Source organism: Butyrivibrio proteoclasticus (genome assembly GCF_900115735.1).
GTDB lineage: Bacteria > Bacillota > Clostridia > Lachnospirales > Lachnospiraceae > Butyrivibrio > Butyrivibrio proteoclasticus_B.
The window spans coordinates 42,242-57,649 of the sequence record NZ_FOXO01000010.1; the positions used below are offsets into that span (position 1 = coordinate 42,242).

Annotated in this window: 15 protein-coding genes; 4 read left to right on the plus strand and 11 right to left on the minus strand. The window is 39.5% G+C overall.

Translation table 11 applies throughout. From position 1 onward, the window contains the following. Nucleotides 1–92 precede the first annotated feature (92 nt). From BM146_RS07870 to murI, 5 genes are all read right to left on the minus strand, one after another. Nucleotides 93–281 (minus strand): hypothetical protein, encoded by a 189-nt coding sequence (locus tag BM146_RS07870; protein ID WP_074886918.1) that lies wholly within the window; start codon nt 279–281, stop codon nt 93–95. Nucleotides 282–849: 568 nt separating this feature from the next. Then, nucleotides 850–1,812, minus strand: a complete 963-nt coding sequence (locus BM146_RS07875; protein WP_242949365.1) for an ORF6N domain-containing protein — start codon at nt 1,810–1,812, stop codon at nt 850–852. Next, complete coding sequence (nrdG, locus tag BM146_RS07880) at nt 1,793–2,344, minus strand: anaerobic ribonucleoside-triphosphate reductase activating protein (RefSeq protein ID WP_074886924.1); 552 nt, start codon at nt 2,342–2,344, stop codon at nt 1,793–1,795. The genes BM146_RS07875 and nrdG overlap by 20 nt, the downstream gene beginning before the upstream one ends. 81 nt (nt 2,345–2,425) lie before the next feature. Beyond that, nucleotides 2,426–4,660 carry an anaerobic ribonucleoside-triphosphate reductase gene (gene nrdD, locus BM146_RS07885; protein WP_074886927.1) on the minus strand — a complete coding sequence of 745 codons (2,235 nt, stop codon included), beginning with the start codon at nt 4,658–4,660 and terminating at the stop codon, nt 2,426–2,428. 164 nt (nt 4,661–4,824) lie between these two features. Beyond that, nucleotides 4,825–5,646, minus strand: a complete 822-nt coding sequence (gene murI, locus BM146_RS07890) for a glutamate racemase (RefSeq protein WP_074886931.1) — start codon at nt 5,644–5,646, stop codon at nt 4,825–4,827. A gap of 30 nt (nt 5,647–5,676) precedes the next feature. Here murI and BM146_RS07895 point away from each other — a divergent pair, with 30 nt between their 5' ends. Continuing rightward, a complete protein-coding gene (locus BM146_RS07895; protein WP_074886934.1) occupies nt 5,677–6,126 on the plus strand; it encodes a hypothetical protein in 450 nt (149 codons plus the stop codon). On the opposite strand, the gene BM146_RS07900 is transcribed toward BM146_RS07895, so the two are convergent. The 3 genes from BM146_RS07900 to trmB form a co-directional block, all read right to left on the minus strand. Then, on the minus strand, nt 6,112–6,852 hold the full coding sequence (locus BM146_RS07900) for an SH3 domain-containing protein (protein ID WP_074886937.1): 741 nt from the start codon (nt 6,850–6,852) through the stop codon (nt 6,112–6,114). The two genes, BM146_RS07895 and BM146_RS07900, sit on opposite strands and share 15 nt — an antisense overlap. A 71-nt stretch (nt 6,853–6,923) precedes the next feature. Further along, entirely contained in the window at nt 6,924–7,244 is a 321-nt protein-coding gene (gene trxA / locus BM146_RS07905) for a thioredoxin (RefSeq protein ID WP_074886939.1), read from the minus strand. Further along, nucleotides 7,244–7,897: a tRNA (guanosine(46)-N7)-methyltransferase TrmB gene (trmB, locus tag BM146_RS07910; RefSeq protein WP_074886943.1), complete on the minus strand. Its 654-nt coding sequence runs from the start codon at nt 7,895–7,897 to the stop codon at nt 7,244–7,246. Before trmB ends, trxA begins: the two co-directional genes overlap by 1 nt. A gap of 113 nt (nt 7,898–8,010) precedes the next feature. Between trmB and BM146_RS07915 the strand changes: the two genes are divergently transcribed. After that, entirely contained in the window at nt 8,011–9,465 is a 1,455-nt protein-coding gene (locus tag BM146_RS07915) for a D-alanyl-D-alanine carboxypeptidase family protein (protein ID WP_143087451.1), read from the plus strand. Between the two features lie 52 nt (nt 9,466–9,517). On the opposite strand, the gene BM146_RS07920 is transcribed toward BM146_RS07915, so the two are convergent. Next, nucleotides 9,518–10,060 (minus strand): glutathione peroxidase, encoded by a 543-nt coding sequence (locus BM146_RS07920; RefSeq protein ID WP_074886947.1) that lies wholly within the window; start codon nt 10,058–10,060, stop codon nt 9,518–9,520. Nucleotides 10,061–10,217: 157 nt separating this feature from the next. On the opposite strand from BM146_RS07920, the gene BM146_RS07925 reads away from it, so the two are divergent. Both BM146_RS07925 and BM146_RS07930 read left to right on the plus strand, forming a co-directional pair. Continuing rightward, the gene (locus tag BM146_RS07925; protein ID WP_074886950.1) at nt 10,218–11,045 is read left to right on the plus strand and encodes an alpha/beta hydrolase; all 828 of its coding nucleotides are present in this window, start codon (nt 10,218–10,220) and stop codon (nt 11,043–11,045) included. 22 nt (nt 11,046–11,067) lie between these two features. Continuing rightward, nucleotides 11,068–12,003 (plus strand): 3'-5' exonuclease, encoded by a 936-nt coding sequence (locus tag BM146_RS07930; RefSeq protein WP_074886953.1) that lies wholly within the window; start codon nt 11,068–11,070, stop codon nt 12,001–12,003. A gap of 62 nt (nt 12,004–12,065) precedes the next feature. Here BM146_RS07930 and BM146_RS07935 read toward each other — a convergent pair whose 3' ends face one another. Both BM146_RS07935 and BM146_RS07940 read right to left on the minus strand, forming a co-directional pair. Then, on the minus strand, nt 12,066–12,875 hold the full coding sequence (locus tag BM146_RS07935; RefSeq protein ID WP_074886954.1) for a YlmH/Sll1252 family protein: 810 nt from the start codon (nt 12,873–12,875) through the stop codon (nt 12,066–12,068). A gap of 15 nt (nt 12,876–12,890) precedes the next feature. Next, the gene (locus BM146_RS07940) at nt 12,891–15,353 is read right to left on the minus strand and encodes a clostripain-related cysteine peptidase (RefSeq protein ID WP_074886957.1); all 2,463 of its coding nucleotides are present in this window, start codon (nt 15,351–15,353) and stop codon (nt 12,891–12,893) included. Nucleotides 15,354–15,408 lie beyond the last annotated feature (55 nt).

Consider the following 15,408-nt stretch of genomic DNA (forward strand, 5'->3'; position numbering starts at 1 on the left):
AAGTAAATCAATTTATAATACCAGACTTCTATTAAAGTTTTTTACCACAAAACGGGCAGTAATTGATTCTTACTTTTCTCTCAATTTCCCTATTAGACTCTTATCCCGACAACTGTGTTAACTCTGTTAATATCTAAAACCATTGATTTCGTATCTGAATATACGTGTACATCAACCTTAAGATCTCCCCAAACTTCAAAATTAAGAACTTCCTCAAAGATCATATCTTCCATGGTGTCCTCATCTTCTTCTCTACAGTATTTGCAAAAATATTCGCTCATATCAATCCCATCTTTCCTTATAAGTCGTGGTCATTTCTATAATAAATATACCCTGCTTAAATTTCATTGGAAAGGGCTTGGGGAAGGGGCGCATCTTTAGAGGGGAGCGGGGTTTCCCAAATCTTATCACGGCGCACTTAATTTTCCCGTCCTCTGCGACGCGTTTGGGGGGAGCGTTCCAGGAGATGGGCCAGGCTCGGCTCTCCTGGCGAAAAAGCAGCCACTACCAAAAGGATTTCTGTGATAAATTCCCGTCTGTGACTGCTTAGTCAATTATTAAATTGTTGGTTCTACTTGAGAAGCTTTAAAAAAACAAGCTGATTTCATAAACATTTTTTCATGGTCTTCTTCTCCATCATGTTCAGATTTTTTAGTGATATGCTTCCATATTAGAAACTTTGAGATTGCTTTTTCTCCGTGCTTTACTGTACATTTCAAAGTCCTCTATGTTTATATCCAGGTTTTGGACGAGCGTTCTTATGAAATATAAACGTTAAAAGGACGATTGAAAAAAGGAGCCCTTATAAATAATTATAAGAGCTTCATGTGCATATTATAATACTATCAACTATTTCAGCTTTAACTGTGGATTCAATAAAAGATCTTTAATCATATCCTTAAAGTTATCCATCTCGTTTATCTCAGTAATTGTAGTTATCTTATTGCCTGCGTCCTTACTGCTGGCACCACAATGATACATCTTCATTGAATTCTTACCGTAATCTGTAGCGATATATCTATCGTGGCACTTATTTGCTGTCTTAATAAAGCTTCTCTTCATTGATGGATATTCTGTCATAAAGTCATTGAACTCTTGTTTCTTGTGAGCTGCATAACCCTTATTGTCAGTGATAATTGTTATATCTACTCCAGATTTTACATGGGTCAAATGCTGTAATGTCTTAGTCCCAATATAATCATCAACAATAATCAGATTAGACTTGGCTTTCTTATAAATCTTTTGATACGCCAAATCCGCTTTAAACGGTTCGCCATTGAGAATAAGAATTTCATCATCAGTAATTCCACTCTCAAAGAGCTTCATAAGATCTGATAGTTCTGATTTTGTTACCATGTTCTTTTCAATGTTTTCCATCCTATCAGACAATTGATGTTGTCTTAATTCCAGGCTCTTAAGATCCTCATAAGGTAGCAACTGCTGATTCTGTCTTATATAATGTGACATTTCAACAAATGCCTCAATTATTCCTATGCTGGCCTGTATTGCAACATCAGTGTGTAGCACTGACGTAAGCATTGCCACGCCCTGTTCAGAATACACATAAGGGTTATATGTTCTACCACCTTTTTTGCCCTCGGTCTGCATCGAGATGACAGATTGGCATCTCGATACCTCTTCATCCGTAAGCTGAAAACAAAAGCTTTCTGGGAAACGCTTTATATTACGCTTCCTAGCCCTGTTTAATGCACCTGTTTCGACGCCAAAATATACAGCAATGTCACTATCAAGCATAACTCTTATGCCACTCGCAAGAAAGTATAGGTTCTTGTCATGCTTTTCTTGATTCATCTCTGTCATTGTATTTAGAAAGAACTATATTTCCGCTCTTTAAGGTTTCCTGAACATCAATGACTCGCTGATTGGAGGAGCCTCTGAATCTGAGCATCAGATCTTTTTTATCCAAAATGAATTCACCATCTACCAATACATCTAACATGGAAAGAATGGCGTCTGTGTCTTCCCCGTGACATCTTTTATTGTTTGGATCAGTTAGTTCCTCCCATGTGTATCCGGAGTAAATCCATATTGTGGCCTTTGGAACTTCCTTCTTTATCCTCTCCAGAAGGGGCCTTACCTCTTTCTGATTAACAACTTCCATTGGTTCCCCGCCAAGAATTGTAAGGCCATTAATATAATCAGGCTTAAGGGACTCTACTATCTCGTTCTCTATATCTTTTGTATATGGCTCACCATAATTAAAGTCCCAGGTCATCTCGTTAAAGCATCCCTTACAGTGATGCGTGCAACCAGATACAAAAAAAGATGTCCTGCACCCAATACCATTTGCAACATCTGTATATATAATCTGCCCGTAATTCATAATATACCTCTCTGATAAGCGATAAGCCGGGATTTCTCCCGGCTCTTCACTTTTTATATAATAAACTTTTTCATACTCGTATTAACTGCATTTAGGGTTTGACATATGAAGAACTCGCTCTTTGATCTCCTGTGTACGTCCCTGGTTCCAGAACTGTGTTCCAATGTAACCACATGTACGTCTTGCTACGTTCATCTTGTTCTGGTCACGGTTTCCACAGTTAGGGCACTCCCAAATAAGCTTTCCGTCTTTATCAGTAACGATCTTGATCTCTCCGTCGTAACCACAACACTGGCAGTAATCAGACTTTGTGTTAAGCTCAGCGTACATAATGTTGTCATAGATGTACTTCATAACTGAAATAACTGCCTCGATATTGTTGTTCATATCAGGAACTTCAACATAGCTGATTGCTCCTCCAGGTGAAAGAGCCTGGAACTCAGATTCGAATTTAAGCTTTGTGAAAGCATCAATCTGCTCTGTTACATGAACGTGATAGCTATTTGTAATATAGTTCTTATCTGTTACTTCAGGAATGATTCCAAATCTCTTCTGAAGGCATTTAGCAAACTTGTATGTTGTTGACTCAAGTGGTGTTCCATAAAGTGAGAAAGATATATTTGTTTCAGCTCTCCACTTCGAACACTTGTCATTAAGGAACTGCATTACCTTAAGAGCAAAGTCTTTTCCTTTAGGATCTGTGTGAGATACACCCTTCATGTACTTTGTACATTCGCAAAGACCGGCATATCCAAGAGAAATTGTCGAGTAGTTGCCAAAAAGCAGTTTATCAATTGTCTCTCCCTTAGCAAGTCTTGCCAATGCTCCGTTCTGCCAAAGGATTGGTGCTACATCTGAAGGAGTTCCAAGCAGTCTGTTATGTCTGCACATAAGTGCTCGTTTGCAGAGCTCTGTTCTCTCCTCCATAAGCTGCCAGAACTTCTCTTCATCCTTATTGGATGAACATGCCACGTCAACAAGGTTGATTGTAACTACACCCTGATTGAAACGACCATAATACTTGTGATCGCCTTCTTTGTAGTTCAAAGCATGTGCCTTATTATCTTTGTTGCAAAGACCTTCTGCTACATTCTCGTTATCAGGTGTAAGGAAGCTTCTGCATCCCATGCAAGGATATACATCACCGCCCTTTAATTCTTTCATCTTCTTGGCTGAAATGTAATCAGGAACAAGTCTCTTTGCTGTACACTTAGCTGCAAGTTCTGTCAGATACCAATACTTGGAATCCTCGTGGATATTATCCTCATCAAGAACGTAAATAAGTTTAGGGAATGCTGGTGTAATGAGCTGTCCCTTCTCGTTCTTAACACCAAGAATACGCTGCTTGAGCATCTCCTCTATAACCATAGCAAGGTCTTCTCTCTCCTGACCTTCCGGAACCTCATCAAGGTACATAAATACAGTGATGAATGGAGCCTGACCGTTTGTAGTCATAAGGGTTATTACCTGATACTGTATTACCTGGCAGCCTCTCTCTATTTCTTTTCTAACTCGCATCTCTGCGATCTCATTTACCTGCTTCTTGTTGATCTTCATTCCGGCAGTTTCAAACTCAAGCGCTACTTCTTTTCTGAATTTCTGTCTTGAAACATCAACAAAAGGTACAAGGTGAGAAAGAGTAATACTCTGCCCGCCATACTGTGAACTTGCTATCTGAGCAATTGCCTGAGTTGCAATATTGCAGGCAGTTGAGAAGCTCTTTGGTCTCTCAATCATTGTTTCAGAAATAACTGTTCCGTTCTGAAGCATATCCTCGAGGTTTACAAGACAACAGTTGTGCATATGCTGCGCAAAATAGTCTGAGTCATGGAAGTGGATAAGGCCCTCTTCATGTGCTTTTACTACGTCTTCAGGAAGAAGGAATCTTCTTGTTATATCCTTTGAAACCTCGCCTGCCATGTAGTCTCTCTGCACGCTGTTAACAGTAGGATTCTTATTTGAGTTTTCCTGTTTTACCTCTTCATTACTGCACTCAATAAGAGACATGATCTGTTCATCAGTAGTATTTGACTTTCTGATAAGAGCATGCTTGTAACGATATGTGATATATTTTCTCGCAACATCAAGCTTACCTGATCTCATGAGTCCATCCTCTACCATATCCTGGATTTCCTCAACGCTTGCCGCACGAGTAAGGGTCGCGCACTGCTTCTCTACAGCTCTCTCAATATCACTTATCTGACCTGCTGTAAGTCTTTTTTCTTCAGTAACCTCGTTATTAGCTCTTTCGATAGCTGCAAGAATTTTATTACCGTCAAAAGACACTTCCTTGCCGCTTCTCTTAATGATCTTCATAAGAACCCCCTTCTGTTATTTTTATTCCTGTTTTATCTTTTTTTTCCATAAATTAGACATGTTTATTTTTCAAGCAATAAACATGTCAGCAATATCATTTACTACTATATGTTGTGTTCTATAAATAGAATAATACATTATCTTGATTAATTCAAGGATAATTTTTATTTTATTTTTCGAACATCTTCGAGCCTGTTATGCAGTCTGCACAAGTGTTTCAGCATTTTCTCATCCGAATTGTTCTTTCCGGAGAAAAAATATGTTGTTTTTGTGTCGCACAACATATTGTGGTAGTCTTCAAAATAAACCACTTTATCTGGAGCAGATGAAAGGGGAATATTAAGTACATCCGCTAAATGCCTTATTGTGCCAAAATTACCATCTATAAGATGTGTATCTGGTCCAAAAAAATCTCTGTATATTGGTTTGAAATAATTAAAATGCGTACAGCCCAGTACCAAAGCAGAATAGTCATCCTTATCATACTCAGAAAACTGACTGTATATGTACTCTCTTACTTCTTCTGATTCAAACTCTTCTCTCTCTGCAAACTCTACAAGTTTGGGCATCGGAAGAAGGTCTACTCTATGATCTTCATCTACCCTGTGAAGCAGATTTTTTAATTTATCTTCTCTGATCGTAACGGGCGTAGCGATAACCATTATACGCTTTTTATCAGTTCCTTCAACAGCAGGTTTTACAGCTGGTTCCATTCCCAGTATTGGCAGGCTATAGCGCTTTCTAAGTTCCTTTACAGCCACACTGGTAGCGGTGTTGCAAGCTATTACTATAGCATCAACCCCCTGTCCTAACAGAAATTCAGTTATCTCAATCGCATATTCCATTATCTGTTCCTTAGTTTTTAATCCGTAAGGAACATGTTCTGTATCTGCATAAAAAATAAATTCTTGTTCCGGCAACTGATGATATGCTTCGTGAAGAACAGATAAGCCACCTATACCAGAATCAAAAATGCCAATCTTCATTATTTTTTCCTCTTTTGTTATACTAGTAATATGAGTGAAAAAAAATTTGACGAACTTCAAAAACTATATGATAGCACAAAAATAGGATCTCTTGTTCAAGAGATCTGTGAGTATTATTCTACTCAGGATGATTATGAGGACAACTCATATCAGGACGAGATTGAGCCTACTGAGATTGTTGAATCGATCTATATTCTGTTCTGCCTTCAAAGCAGAGAACAGATATTAGATGAAATGGCTTTGGTACAAAAAAAATACCCCGCCATATATTCATCTATAAAATCTCTACATAATACTCTTTTGATCAACATGGACTATCTGTCTTTAGAAACAAGCTGCGCAGATAAAATTGCCGCTTACGCTAAAGGCACTACAAGTGAAGACGTACTGTCACATGCAGATTCGTTCTCGCGTTCAAGCAATAATCTTGCTGAAGCTGAGGACAAGTTTTACACATGGCTTCACTCAAGGCGTAGATAAATACTTCATTGAAGCGTAAAGCTGCGTGTTCTCATACTCTACAAGCGCCCAATTACCATCACTACTTACAGCTACTCTCTTTAGTGTTGTTCCTTTCTGGGCAATCGCTATGATAGTGCTTGAATCTTCTGAACTTGGCACAGATCGAAGATTGAGATCTGCAGTCAGTGTAACCGTGTCATTTGTTAATGTATATCCCTCAGGAATCGCAGTCACAACTGTTTCCTGAGTATCAGGATCAACCAAAAATCTATCTATAAATTTCACTTTTACAAAAAATACAAGCATTGTAAGGATAAAAACGCCGGTTATAATGGATGCTACTCTTACAAGGAATTCCGGGGTTATACCACCCGAAGATTCTTCTTCCTCATCTTCATATTCCTCTTCGTCTTCTTCATCTTCATCATAGTCCTCGTCATCTTCCTCATCATAATCATCTTCTTCACGATCCTCATGATAATCGCGTTCTCTTCGAGGCCTTGGACCAGGCTTTTCTTCCTTATCCTCTGGCTCCTCTTCAGGTTTAGATGCCTGATTTTTGGCCTGCTCACGAAGGAACTCCTCTCGCTCTTCTGCTGTAAAAAATGAATAAGGATCTTCTATCTCAATGTTATTTATCTCTGTTGTGGCAAATAAATCCTTGGGCTCATCTGCTTTAATATCTTTATTGCCACTATTTTCTCTTTTTTTATAATCAGAAAAATTAGTAATCTTATCTCCCAAAACGTTTCTCCCAATGATCAGTACTCTCGCCTGAATCCGAACTCTACTCCCCTAACAGAAAGTGCTGACCCTTAGGCCAGCACCTTATCTATAATTCCCTGAAGTTTTGCCTTATTTAATGCTCCAACAGCTGTCTCGATAACCTCTCCATTCTTAAAGAATGCAAACATTGGAATCGACATAACGTTATATTTCTGAGCTACATCAGGTGACTGATCTACATTTATCTTTCCTACCTTAAGCTCCCCTTCGTACTCATCAGCAAATTCATCGATAAGTGGTGCCATCATCTTGCAAGGGCCACACCAGTCTGCAGAGAAATCAACAAGAACCGGTAATTTGCTTTTCAATACTTCCTCATCAAAGTTCTGACTGTTTAAATTATAGTCCATTATTTAATCCCCTTTCTGCTTACAATATATTTGTAAATTGGATTACCTAGCGATGAGAACTTCTCCTCATACTCTGTCATCACATTGCCCTCATTCATAACAGGGTCATGATGAAGATCGTATGTTACTGCATCTAAATTCCAGCCTGCAGGTTCCACCTCATCAAGTGCGAACTGAAAAAGATCCTTATTATCAGTCTTGAACTCTACGACACCATCCGGTTTTAAGATTTGGTCGTATCTTCCAAGGAACTGCCTTGATGGAAGCCGCCTTTTTGCGTGTCTGTCCTTAGGCCAAGGATCTGAGAAGTTAAGATAAATCTTATCTACTTCCGCCGGAGCAAATACTTCCGTTATATCTTCTGCATCCATTCGGATGAATTTAACATTTGGTAAAAAAAGCTGTTCCTGTTTTTGGATTGCTCTTAAAAGTACACTTGAATATTTCTCTATTCCAACATAATTGATATTGGGATTAAGTGCCGCCAGATCCATAAGAAATCTGCCCTTTCCCATTCCAATTTCAATATGAAGTTCATTATTATTGCCAAATATTTCTTTTTTCCAAAGACCTTTTTTCTTCTCCGGATCCTTAACAGTAAAATTGCTATCAGCAATCACCTCGCGGGATCCTGCGATGTTTCTTAAGCGCATTCCTTATCCTACCTGTAATTCTTATAAGAGAATTTTACAACATTTGATGAAAGTTGAAAAGTTAGCTATTTGAGATTTTAATATTTCTTCAAATATTGTATTATTTACATACTATGGATAATTTATTTAATAGGAAAAAACACAATTTTATATATAAGACTTTTCTTTGCACAACAGCTTTTTTAATAATGGTCACTTCCCTCCCGGTCAGGGCAGATGCAGAGACTGTTGACTACGCAGCCCTTGCCCAGGAAAGGAAGGCTCTTCCGATCCAGAGCAACGACATTGCAAACTGGCCTGAAGGGCCTGAAGTATCAGCTGAGTCCGCAATTGTAATGGAAGCTGAAACAGGAACTATTCTTTATGCTAAAAACATCCACGAAGAACTGTATCCCGCAAGTACAACCAAGATAATGACATGTCTTCTGGCTGTTGAAAATGCAAGTTTAAACGATAATATAACATTCTCTCACGATGCTGTTTTTAGTGTTCCAAACGATGGTTCAAGTATTGGAATGGATGTTGGAGAGTCGATTACTTTGGAGCAGGCACTCTATGGAATAATGGTTGGTAGTGCTAACGAAGTCGCCAACGCTGTTGCAGAGCATGTGAGTGGCAGCATTGACGATTTCGTAACTCTCATGAATGATAGAGCAAAAGAACTTGGTTGCACCAATACTCATTTTGCCAACACTAATGGACTTCAAAACGATAACCACTATACCAGCGTTTATGATCTGGCCCTTATTTCAAAAGAATTTTTCAACAATGATCTGCTGTGTAAAGTCGGAAATACACCCAGATACCATTTTGAACCCACTTCTACTCAGCCGGATGATTTTTATCTGAATAACAAACACAAACTTATCACAGGTGAAATAGCCTATGAGGGAATTGTTGGCGGTAAGACAGGATACACAGATCAGGCCAGAGAGACTCTTGTGACTTGTGCTGAAAAAAATGGGATGAAACTCGTATGTGTCGTATTCAAAGAGGAATCTCCCACACAGTTTACAGATACGGTTACTCTTTTTGATTATGCATTTAATAACTTCCACCTGGTTAATGTTGCCAATGAAGAAACACGCTATATGCCGGATGACTCTCTTTTCTTTGAATCTGATCACGATGTTTTTGGAAAATCAGGAACGATTTTAAAACTTGACGACAGCAGTGTTATAGTGCTCCCCAAAACATCTCAGATAAGTGAAGCTGACTACGAAGTTACCTACGACTTGAGTGATGAGGAAAGGGCTAAATATCCTACGGGAATTGCCAAAGTTAATTACACCTATCACGACGTAGGCATTGGAAATGCTATGATCTGCTATTCCCTTAGTGTTTCCGAAAGCTCAGCCGAAACAAATACTCCAACCATAAGGCCCTTCTATATAAATGTAAAAATTCTCTTTATCGTTGCTGCAGTCTTTGTCATTATCATGACTATAATTGGAACATCTTCCTCAAAAACAGTTCGCAGCCGCAAGGGAATCAGTAAAAGTGACAGGGTCCGCTACAATAGAAGGAAACGTGAGTTCAATAAGAGTAGTAAAAAATTCAAATTCTAAAAAAGTAAAAGCTGTGAAGATGATTTCTCATTTTCACAGCTTTTTATTATCATTACATGAGCTTTTCTACGCAAGCAGCAACATTTTCCATTTTCTCTGTAGGCTCAAAACGTGCAACAACATTTCCGTCTCTGTCTACAACGAACTTTGTGAAGTTCCACTTGATATCAGGATTATTCTTGTAATCCTTGTCGATCTTCTTGAGCATTACGCCCATTGCAAGAGCTGAAGGTCCTTTTCCAAATCCTTCGAAACCTTTCTGCTCTTTGAGGAACTTATAAAGTGGAAGCTGGTTCTCTCCATTGACATCTGACTTTGTCATCTGTGGGAACTTTGTGTTGTAATGAAGCTGGCAGAACTCATGAATCTCCTCATCTGTTCCGGGAGTCTGACCTGCAAACTGATTGCAAGGGATATCAAGAACTTCAAATCCCTGGTCATGGAACTTTTCATACATCTCTTCGATGTCTTTATAGTGAGGAGTGAATCCACATCCTGTAGCTGTGTTTACTACAAGTACTACCTTGCCCTTAAACTGATCAAGCTTAACTTCGTTGCCCTGGTTATCTGTTACTGAATAATCGTAGAATCCCATGTTTATACCTCCATTTTTTCGATTATATAAAATTTAATTGTGTTCGGGTTTGATATGATTATATTGTGCACAATCTAAAATGTCAATACCTATTGCAAATATTTTTTCTTCATTTTATAGTTTATAGGAAAGAGCTTAGTATTGGGGGTATTTTTAGATGATTTATAAAGAATTTAGAATTTCTGAAGAGGGTTCTTTGGATTATGCAAAACTCAATGTTTATATACAGGAACCATCCGAGTCATTAAGCATTAGCAAAAGGCCACTTATCCTTCTATGTCCCGGTGGCGCTTATGCATATACATCAGATAGAGAAGCTGAACCACTTGCTTTTGCATTTATGGCAAAAGGCTTAAACGTAGCTATACTCAGGTATTCATGTGCACCTGCTGTTTTTCCTGCTTCTCTTTTAGAGCTTGGAAGATCAATCCTCACTATCAGAGAAAATGCTAAAGAGTGGGAAGTTGATGAAAATGCGATCATAATCGAAGGCTGCTCTGCCGGTGGACATCTTGCCGCAAGCTATGCTTGTATGTGGAAAAGAGATTTCGTATCCAAAGCGCTTCTTGGTGACACTAAAGACTCTTCAAAAGAAAAGCTTCGTCCAAACGGACTTATGCTCTGCTATCCTGTAATAACTTCAGGCAAATTCGCTCACAGAGGCTCTATTGAGAACCTTCTTGGTGACCGATATGAATATATGAAGGAAGACATGTCACTTGAAAATCAGGTAAACAGTGATGTTCCAAAGACATTTATCTGGCACACCTTCACTGATGGCAGCGTTCCTGTTGAAAATTCTCTTTTATTTGCTACTGCACTCAGAGAAAATAATATCAACACTGAACTCCATATTTTCCCTGAAGGTGGTCATGGACTTTCACTTGCAAATAAGCTCACTCTCAGCAATGGCGGCAACGAAGACGTTCCTTCCGCTGCTCCATGGATCGACCTTGCCACAACATGGCTTGACAGATTCTTTTGAAATAAACTGAAAGAGACTTTTTATGAGTAATTATATTGTTTTTGACCTTGAATGGAATCAAGGTGATGCTCCGACCGTCTCAAATGGTAAGACTTTAAATTTTGAGATTGTTGAAATCGGTGCAATAAAACTTAATGAAAAAAGACAAAAGATAGATGAGTTTTCACGACTTATAAAGCCTCAGGTCTACACTCAAATGCATAAGATAACGGGAAAACTTATTCATCTTTCTATGGAGGATCTTGAAAAAGGTGAACTTTTTCAGGATGCTGCGAGGGAATTTTTAGACTGGTGCGGAGAAGACCCCAAATTCTGCAGTTGGGGCCCTCTTGATCTTAGAGAGTTCCAATGCAACCTGGATTTCTTTGGACTTCCTCTTCTATCTGACAGACCGCTTGCTTTTTATGATGTTCAAAAATTATACAGCCTTTCATTTGACGATGGTAAATCCCGTGTTTCTCTTTCTACCGCCGCAGAAGAAAAAGGAATAAATCTTGATTATCCATTTCACAGGGCTCTGGCTGATGCAGCTTATACTGCAGAGATTTTCAAACTTCTTAGCGAAAGAATTTTACAAAGAATTTCTTTTGACACTTATGTCACTCCAAAGACCAAGAAGCAGGAGATCAAGATTGTTTTTGACAATTATGAGAAATACATCTCCAGAGAGTTTGATACAAAAGAAGACATTCTCGAAAATATGGAGATCATGAGTACCAAGTGCTATATATGCCACAAAAATATCCGCAGAAAGATAAAGTGGTTCACACCAAATGGCAAGCACTATTATGCTGTGGCCGCCTGCGATAAGCATGGCTATATGAAAGCTAAGGTTCGTATTAAAAAAGCTGAAGACGGGCGTCTTTTTGTGGTTAAAACCAGCAGGTTCATATCTCCTGATGAACTCGAGGATATGAAAGCCAAGCAGAAAAAGGCAAAAAAAAGACCAACACCATAGGAATAATTTGTAAACACAAAAGGCTTTGAAAGTGGCACATACCTCTTTCAAAGCCTTTTTTATCATATGAACTTATTAACTGAAATAAACAGTCTGCCTTTTCTGGTGGTGTTCTGCATTCCCAAATATATGAATTTACCATACCCTCTGACAGAGACTCTGGACCCTTCTTTTAGATCATATCCACCGCTGTATGCGGTTCTGCCATCAATAAATACTGATTCACTTTCTATCAGCTTTTGGGCCTCTGACCTTGAAAGGTGATAAACAAAAGCCAGTATCGCATCGATTCTCTCTGATGCCACACTTCCTGTTACTTCCTCAAATTTGGGTCTTATATTGCATTCATCCGATGTGACTATCTCACACTTTACAGATGTATGCTTTATCCTTATCAGTTCATTACAGATCATCCGGGCAATATCCATAGTTGCAAATACGTATGCCACATCATCTCCGGTTAAGATATCGCCGAGCTGATCTCTTTCTATCCCAAGATTCATAAGTGATCCCAGGTAATCTCTATGGTTTAATTCATCAGCAAACTTCTTATTTATCGGCCTAATCCTTACGCAGCTACAGACAGATGATTCACTTTTTTCCATCATTAGAAATGTTTCTTCATCCATGTAATCAGGCAAAAAACATATCATTGCCCTTTCAGCTTCATCAAATCCGCCATATATAATGTACTTTGCACCGCAGTATTCATGGACATTGGACGACACGCCCTCAGCTGCGAGTATCTGATGAAACATAGCAATCTCAGAGACTGACAAAAAATCTGTATGGGTGACGAAGTTGTTCATATATGCCCTTGTGGCAAGATCTCTTACGCGCCCTGCAAGAAAATCTTTTGTTTTTTCTTCCATATTACTATCCGTTCTTTAGTACTTTATTGTTGGTGAATAGTAGGTCTGCCCGAAAATATCAGTGAAGCAGTATGTTTCAAGAACATCGCCTTCGCCAACAGGAAGATTCATAATGACCATATCGGACATAGGACCTGTCACAGTCATCTCTTCTCCGAGCAGATATGCACCGTTAAATGTCTTATCGTATGAGTAAAAATCACAAACAAAGTCTATCTTATCACCTTCTACCAATTCTGTGGCATTTTTAGCAATAGTTTCAGTTTCTCCGTTCTGATAATCGCTGCAAGCACCTGCTACATAGCCATCTTCATTTTCTGAATCAAATACGATGATAAGATTGGTTCTCTCTCCATTGAGGTAGCATGGAACGCGGCCGGTGATCGCATAGTTATCTTCTGTTCCCTGAACATCAATAACATAATATGCCACGATCTGGTCATCAATAGAAAGCCATGTTTTATCTGACTGCGCAAGAAGGCATCCGTTGTCATCGATCTCAATCGCGTTGTCGCAGCCAAGCTCCACATATCCTTCTCCATCATCATAGAAGGTTTTATATGTAACATCTTTTACCTGTTGCCACTGATCTTTTGAGAGCTTGATCGCGTCTTCGCCAGTTGAAGCTTTGGTCCATACAAGCTTCGATGCATCAAACTGATTAGATGCGATGTAGCCGGCAGCCTGCTCAACATCAAGGCTCTTTCCAAGGAAAGATGTATTGCCCGATGTAAGCCCATCTATGCTGCTGAAATCACTTGATAAAAATGTTGTAAGAAGCTGCGTTATCATCTCGGCTGATGCACTTCCGCTTCCCTGTGATGACAGTTCGCCAAAAAGTGACGGAACAGGACTTGATGTACCGCCGGATGCAACCTGACCTGCAACTTCCATGGATGCAAAGTTCTGAATACATTTAGCGTACTCATCATCCATGCCTATCGCGTCATAAGTACTAACCATGGAGTCGACTTTTGATGTCTTCTTATATGGGAAGTAGATGGACAAGCCATAAGCATTTGTCATATTTGTGCTTGTTCTGTTGTATTTGATGGCACTCTTTAAAGTCTCCGCAAGTTCTTTTGACTCATCTGTTCCCATTCGGATTGCAAAGTCCACAAGGTCTATCTGATCTATCTTGGATGATGCTGCAAATTCTCTTGAACTGCTGCGGGCTGTAGAAACTTCTCCGTATTCATTGCCCTTTATCTTCTCTGTTGTATCTTTTGAAAAATCAGCAAGCTCTTTTGGCACTGTCTGTGAGAGCTCAGCAAGATCTATGATTGAAAGAGTCGTCTTCTGACCGGGACAGTTCTGGGCACAGGCATTTGTAAAATCGTCGATTATGTTCTTTCCTATGCTAAGGGTGTCCATTGATGTATTCTGTGACAGCTTTGTGAGCCAGTTTGTGTAATACCAGCCAATGCCAGGCTCTGTCTCTTCTGATGCTACCAGGTAATCAGCATAGTTAGAGACCACAAGGGCATTCTCAACAGTCGCCATGAGGCATGTATCAAATCCCACAAAATCAAAAGTTACTCCGCCATCTTTAAGGGCTGTATTTATCCCTGAAAGAGACATGGAACCTGCTGAAGCAAACTTCTCATCATAGCCGTATCCACCTGTTGATCCGCCGCCATGATTCCAGAAAATAAGATCATATCTGTTTGCAGGGAAATTACCGGCTGCCCACTTAATAAAGCTTGAGAGTGTTGACGGCTTTGTCATAGGAAGGTTTCCTATATTATCCTGCAAAAGAGATAGCTTACCATTTTTTACCTGATAGATCTGATTGGTTGAGCTTGAGATTACATTGTTCTGCCACTGCCTTGCTCCACCGGTATAGATGATGAGATTTATATTTTCTCCAAGGCTCGCTGCCATCATCTCCTGGATGTCCTTTGTTGCCATAGCGCTTCTGGATTCAAGATCTGCTCCGCACATGTAAACCATGATAGTAATGACGTCTTCGCCATCTCCAAGGATTGTTGTGCGTTTAGGGCGTGCATTTTCATCCACTGCTGTGTTTAATTTTCCTGTATTTGCAGGCTCGCTCCAGGCTGCTGAAGATGAGCTTCCACCTGAATATGCACTGTATCCTCCAAAGAGCTGGCTAAGGGTAGACAAAGCTGAGCCTGTTGAACTTGTTGAAGATACGCCGCTTCCTGTGGTAGTCTGGCTTGTTGTATTGCTAAACTCAGGCTGTGCAGTTTCCTCCGTTGTATAGCTGTCACCACCTCCAAGGAATGAAGTCAGCCCACCGCCTCCTCCAAGCACAAGGATCAAAATGACAATTATCATAAACAGTGGGCTTCTGCCACCTGATCTCTGAGGCGTACCAACTCCCGGATTCTTATTTGAAGATGAGTATCCATCAGGATTTCCAACCGGTCCTGTTCCTAAAGCTTTTCCTCTTCTATGAACGCCGGAACCGCCCGTTCCTACATTTTTCTTTCTTCCAATTGGTTTATCTGCCATAGTTCCCTCCCAGATGATACATACCATTTTCTTTTTCAATTAAGTATAGTATACA

What these genes read in the sequence shown, in the direction of transcription:
- BM146_RS07870 (WP_074886918.1), bottom strand. Translation starts at nt 281, where the DNA reads ATGAGCGAATATTTTTGCAAATACTGTAGAGAAGAAGATGAGGACACC.
- BM146_RS07875 (WP_242949365.1), bottom strand. Translation starts at nt 1,812, where the DNA reads ATGAATCAAGAAAAGCATGACAAGAACCTATACTTTCTTGCGAGTGGC.
- nrdG (WP_074886924.1), bottom strand. Translation starts at nt 2,344, where the DNA reads ATGAATTACGGGCAGATTATATATACAGATGTTGCAAATGGTATTGGG.
- nrdD (WP_074886927.1), bottom strand. Translation starts at nt 4,660, where the DNA reads ATGAAGATCATTAAGAGAAGCGGCAAGGAAGTGTCTTTTGACGGTAAT.
- murI (WP_074886931.1), bottom strand. Translation starts at nt 5,646, where the DNA reads ATGAAGATTGGCATTTTTGATTCTGGTATAGGTGGCTTATCTGTTCTT.
- BM146_RS07895 (WP_074886934.1), top strand. Translation starts at nt 5,677, where the DNA reads ATGAGTGAAAAAAAATTTGACGAACTTCAAAAACTATATGATAGCACA.
- trxA (WP_074886939.1), bottom strand. Translation starts at nt 7,244, where the DNA reads ATGGACTATAATTTAAACAGTCAGAACTTTGATGAGGAAGTATTGAAA.
- trmB (WP_074886943.1), bottom strand. Translation starts at nt 7,897, where the DNA reads ATGCGCTTAAGAAACATCGCAGGATCCCGCGAGGTGATTGCTGATAGC.
- BM146_RS07915 (WP_143087451.1), top strand. Translation starts at nt 8,011, where the DNA reads ATGGATAATTTATTTAATAGGAAAAAACACAATTTTATATATAAGACT.
- BM146_RS07920 (WP_074886947.1), bottom strand. Translation starts at nt 10,060, where the DNA reads ATGGGATTCTACGATTATTCAGTAACAGATAACCAGGGCAACGAAGTT.
- BM146_RS07925 (WP_074886950.1), top strand. Translation starts at nt 10,218, where the DNA reads ATGATTTATAAAGAATTTAGAATTTCTGAAGAGGGTTCTTTGGATTAT.
- BM146_RS07930 (WP_074886953.1), top strand. Translation starts at nt 11,068, where the DNA reads ATGAGTAATTATATTGTTTTTGACCTTGAATGGAATCAAGGTGATGCT.
- BM146_RS07935 (WP_074886954.1), bottom strand. Translation starts at nt 12,875, where the DNA reads ATGGAAGAAAAAACAAAAGATTTTCTTGCAGGGCGCGTAAGAGATCTT.
- BM146_RS07940 (WP_074886957.1), bottom strand. Translation starts at nt 15,353, where the DNA reads ATGGCAGATAAACCAATTGGAAGAAAGAAAAATGTAGGAACGGGCGGT.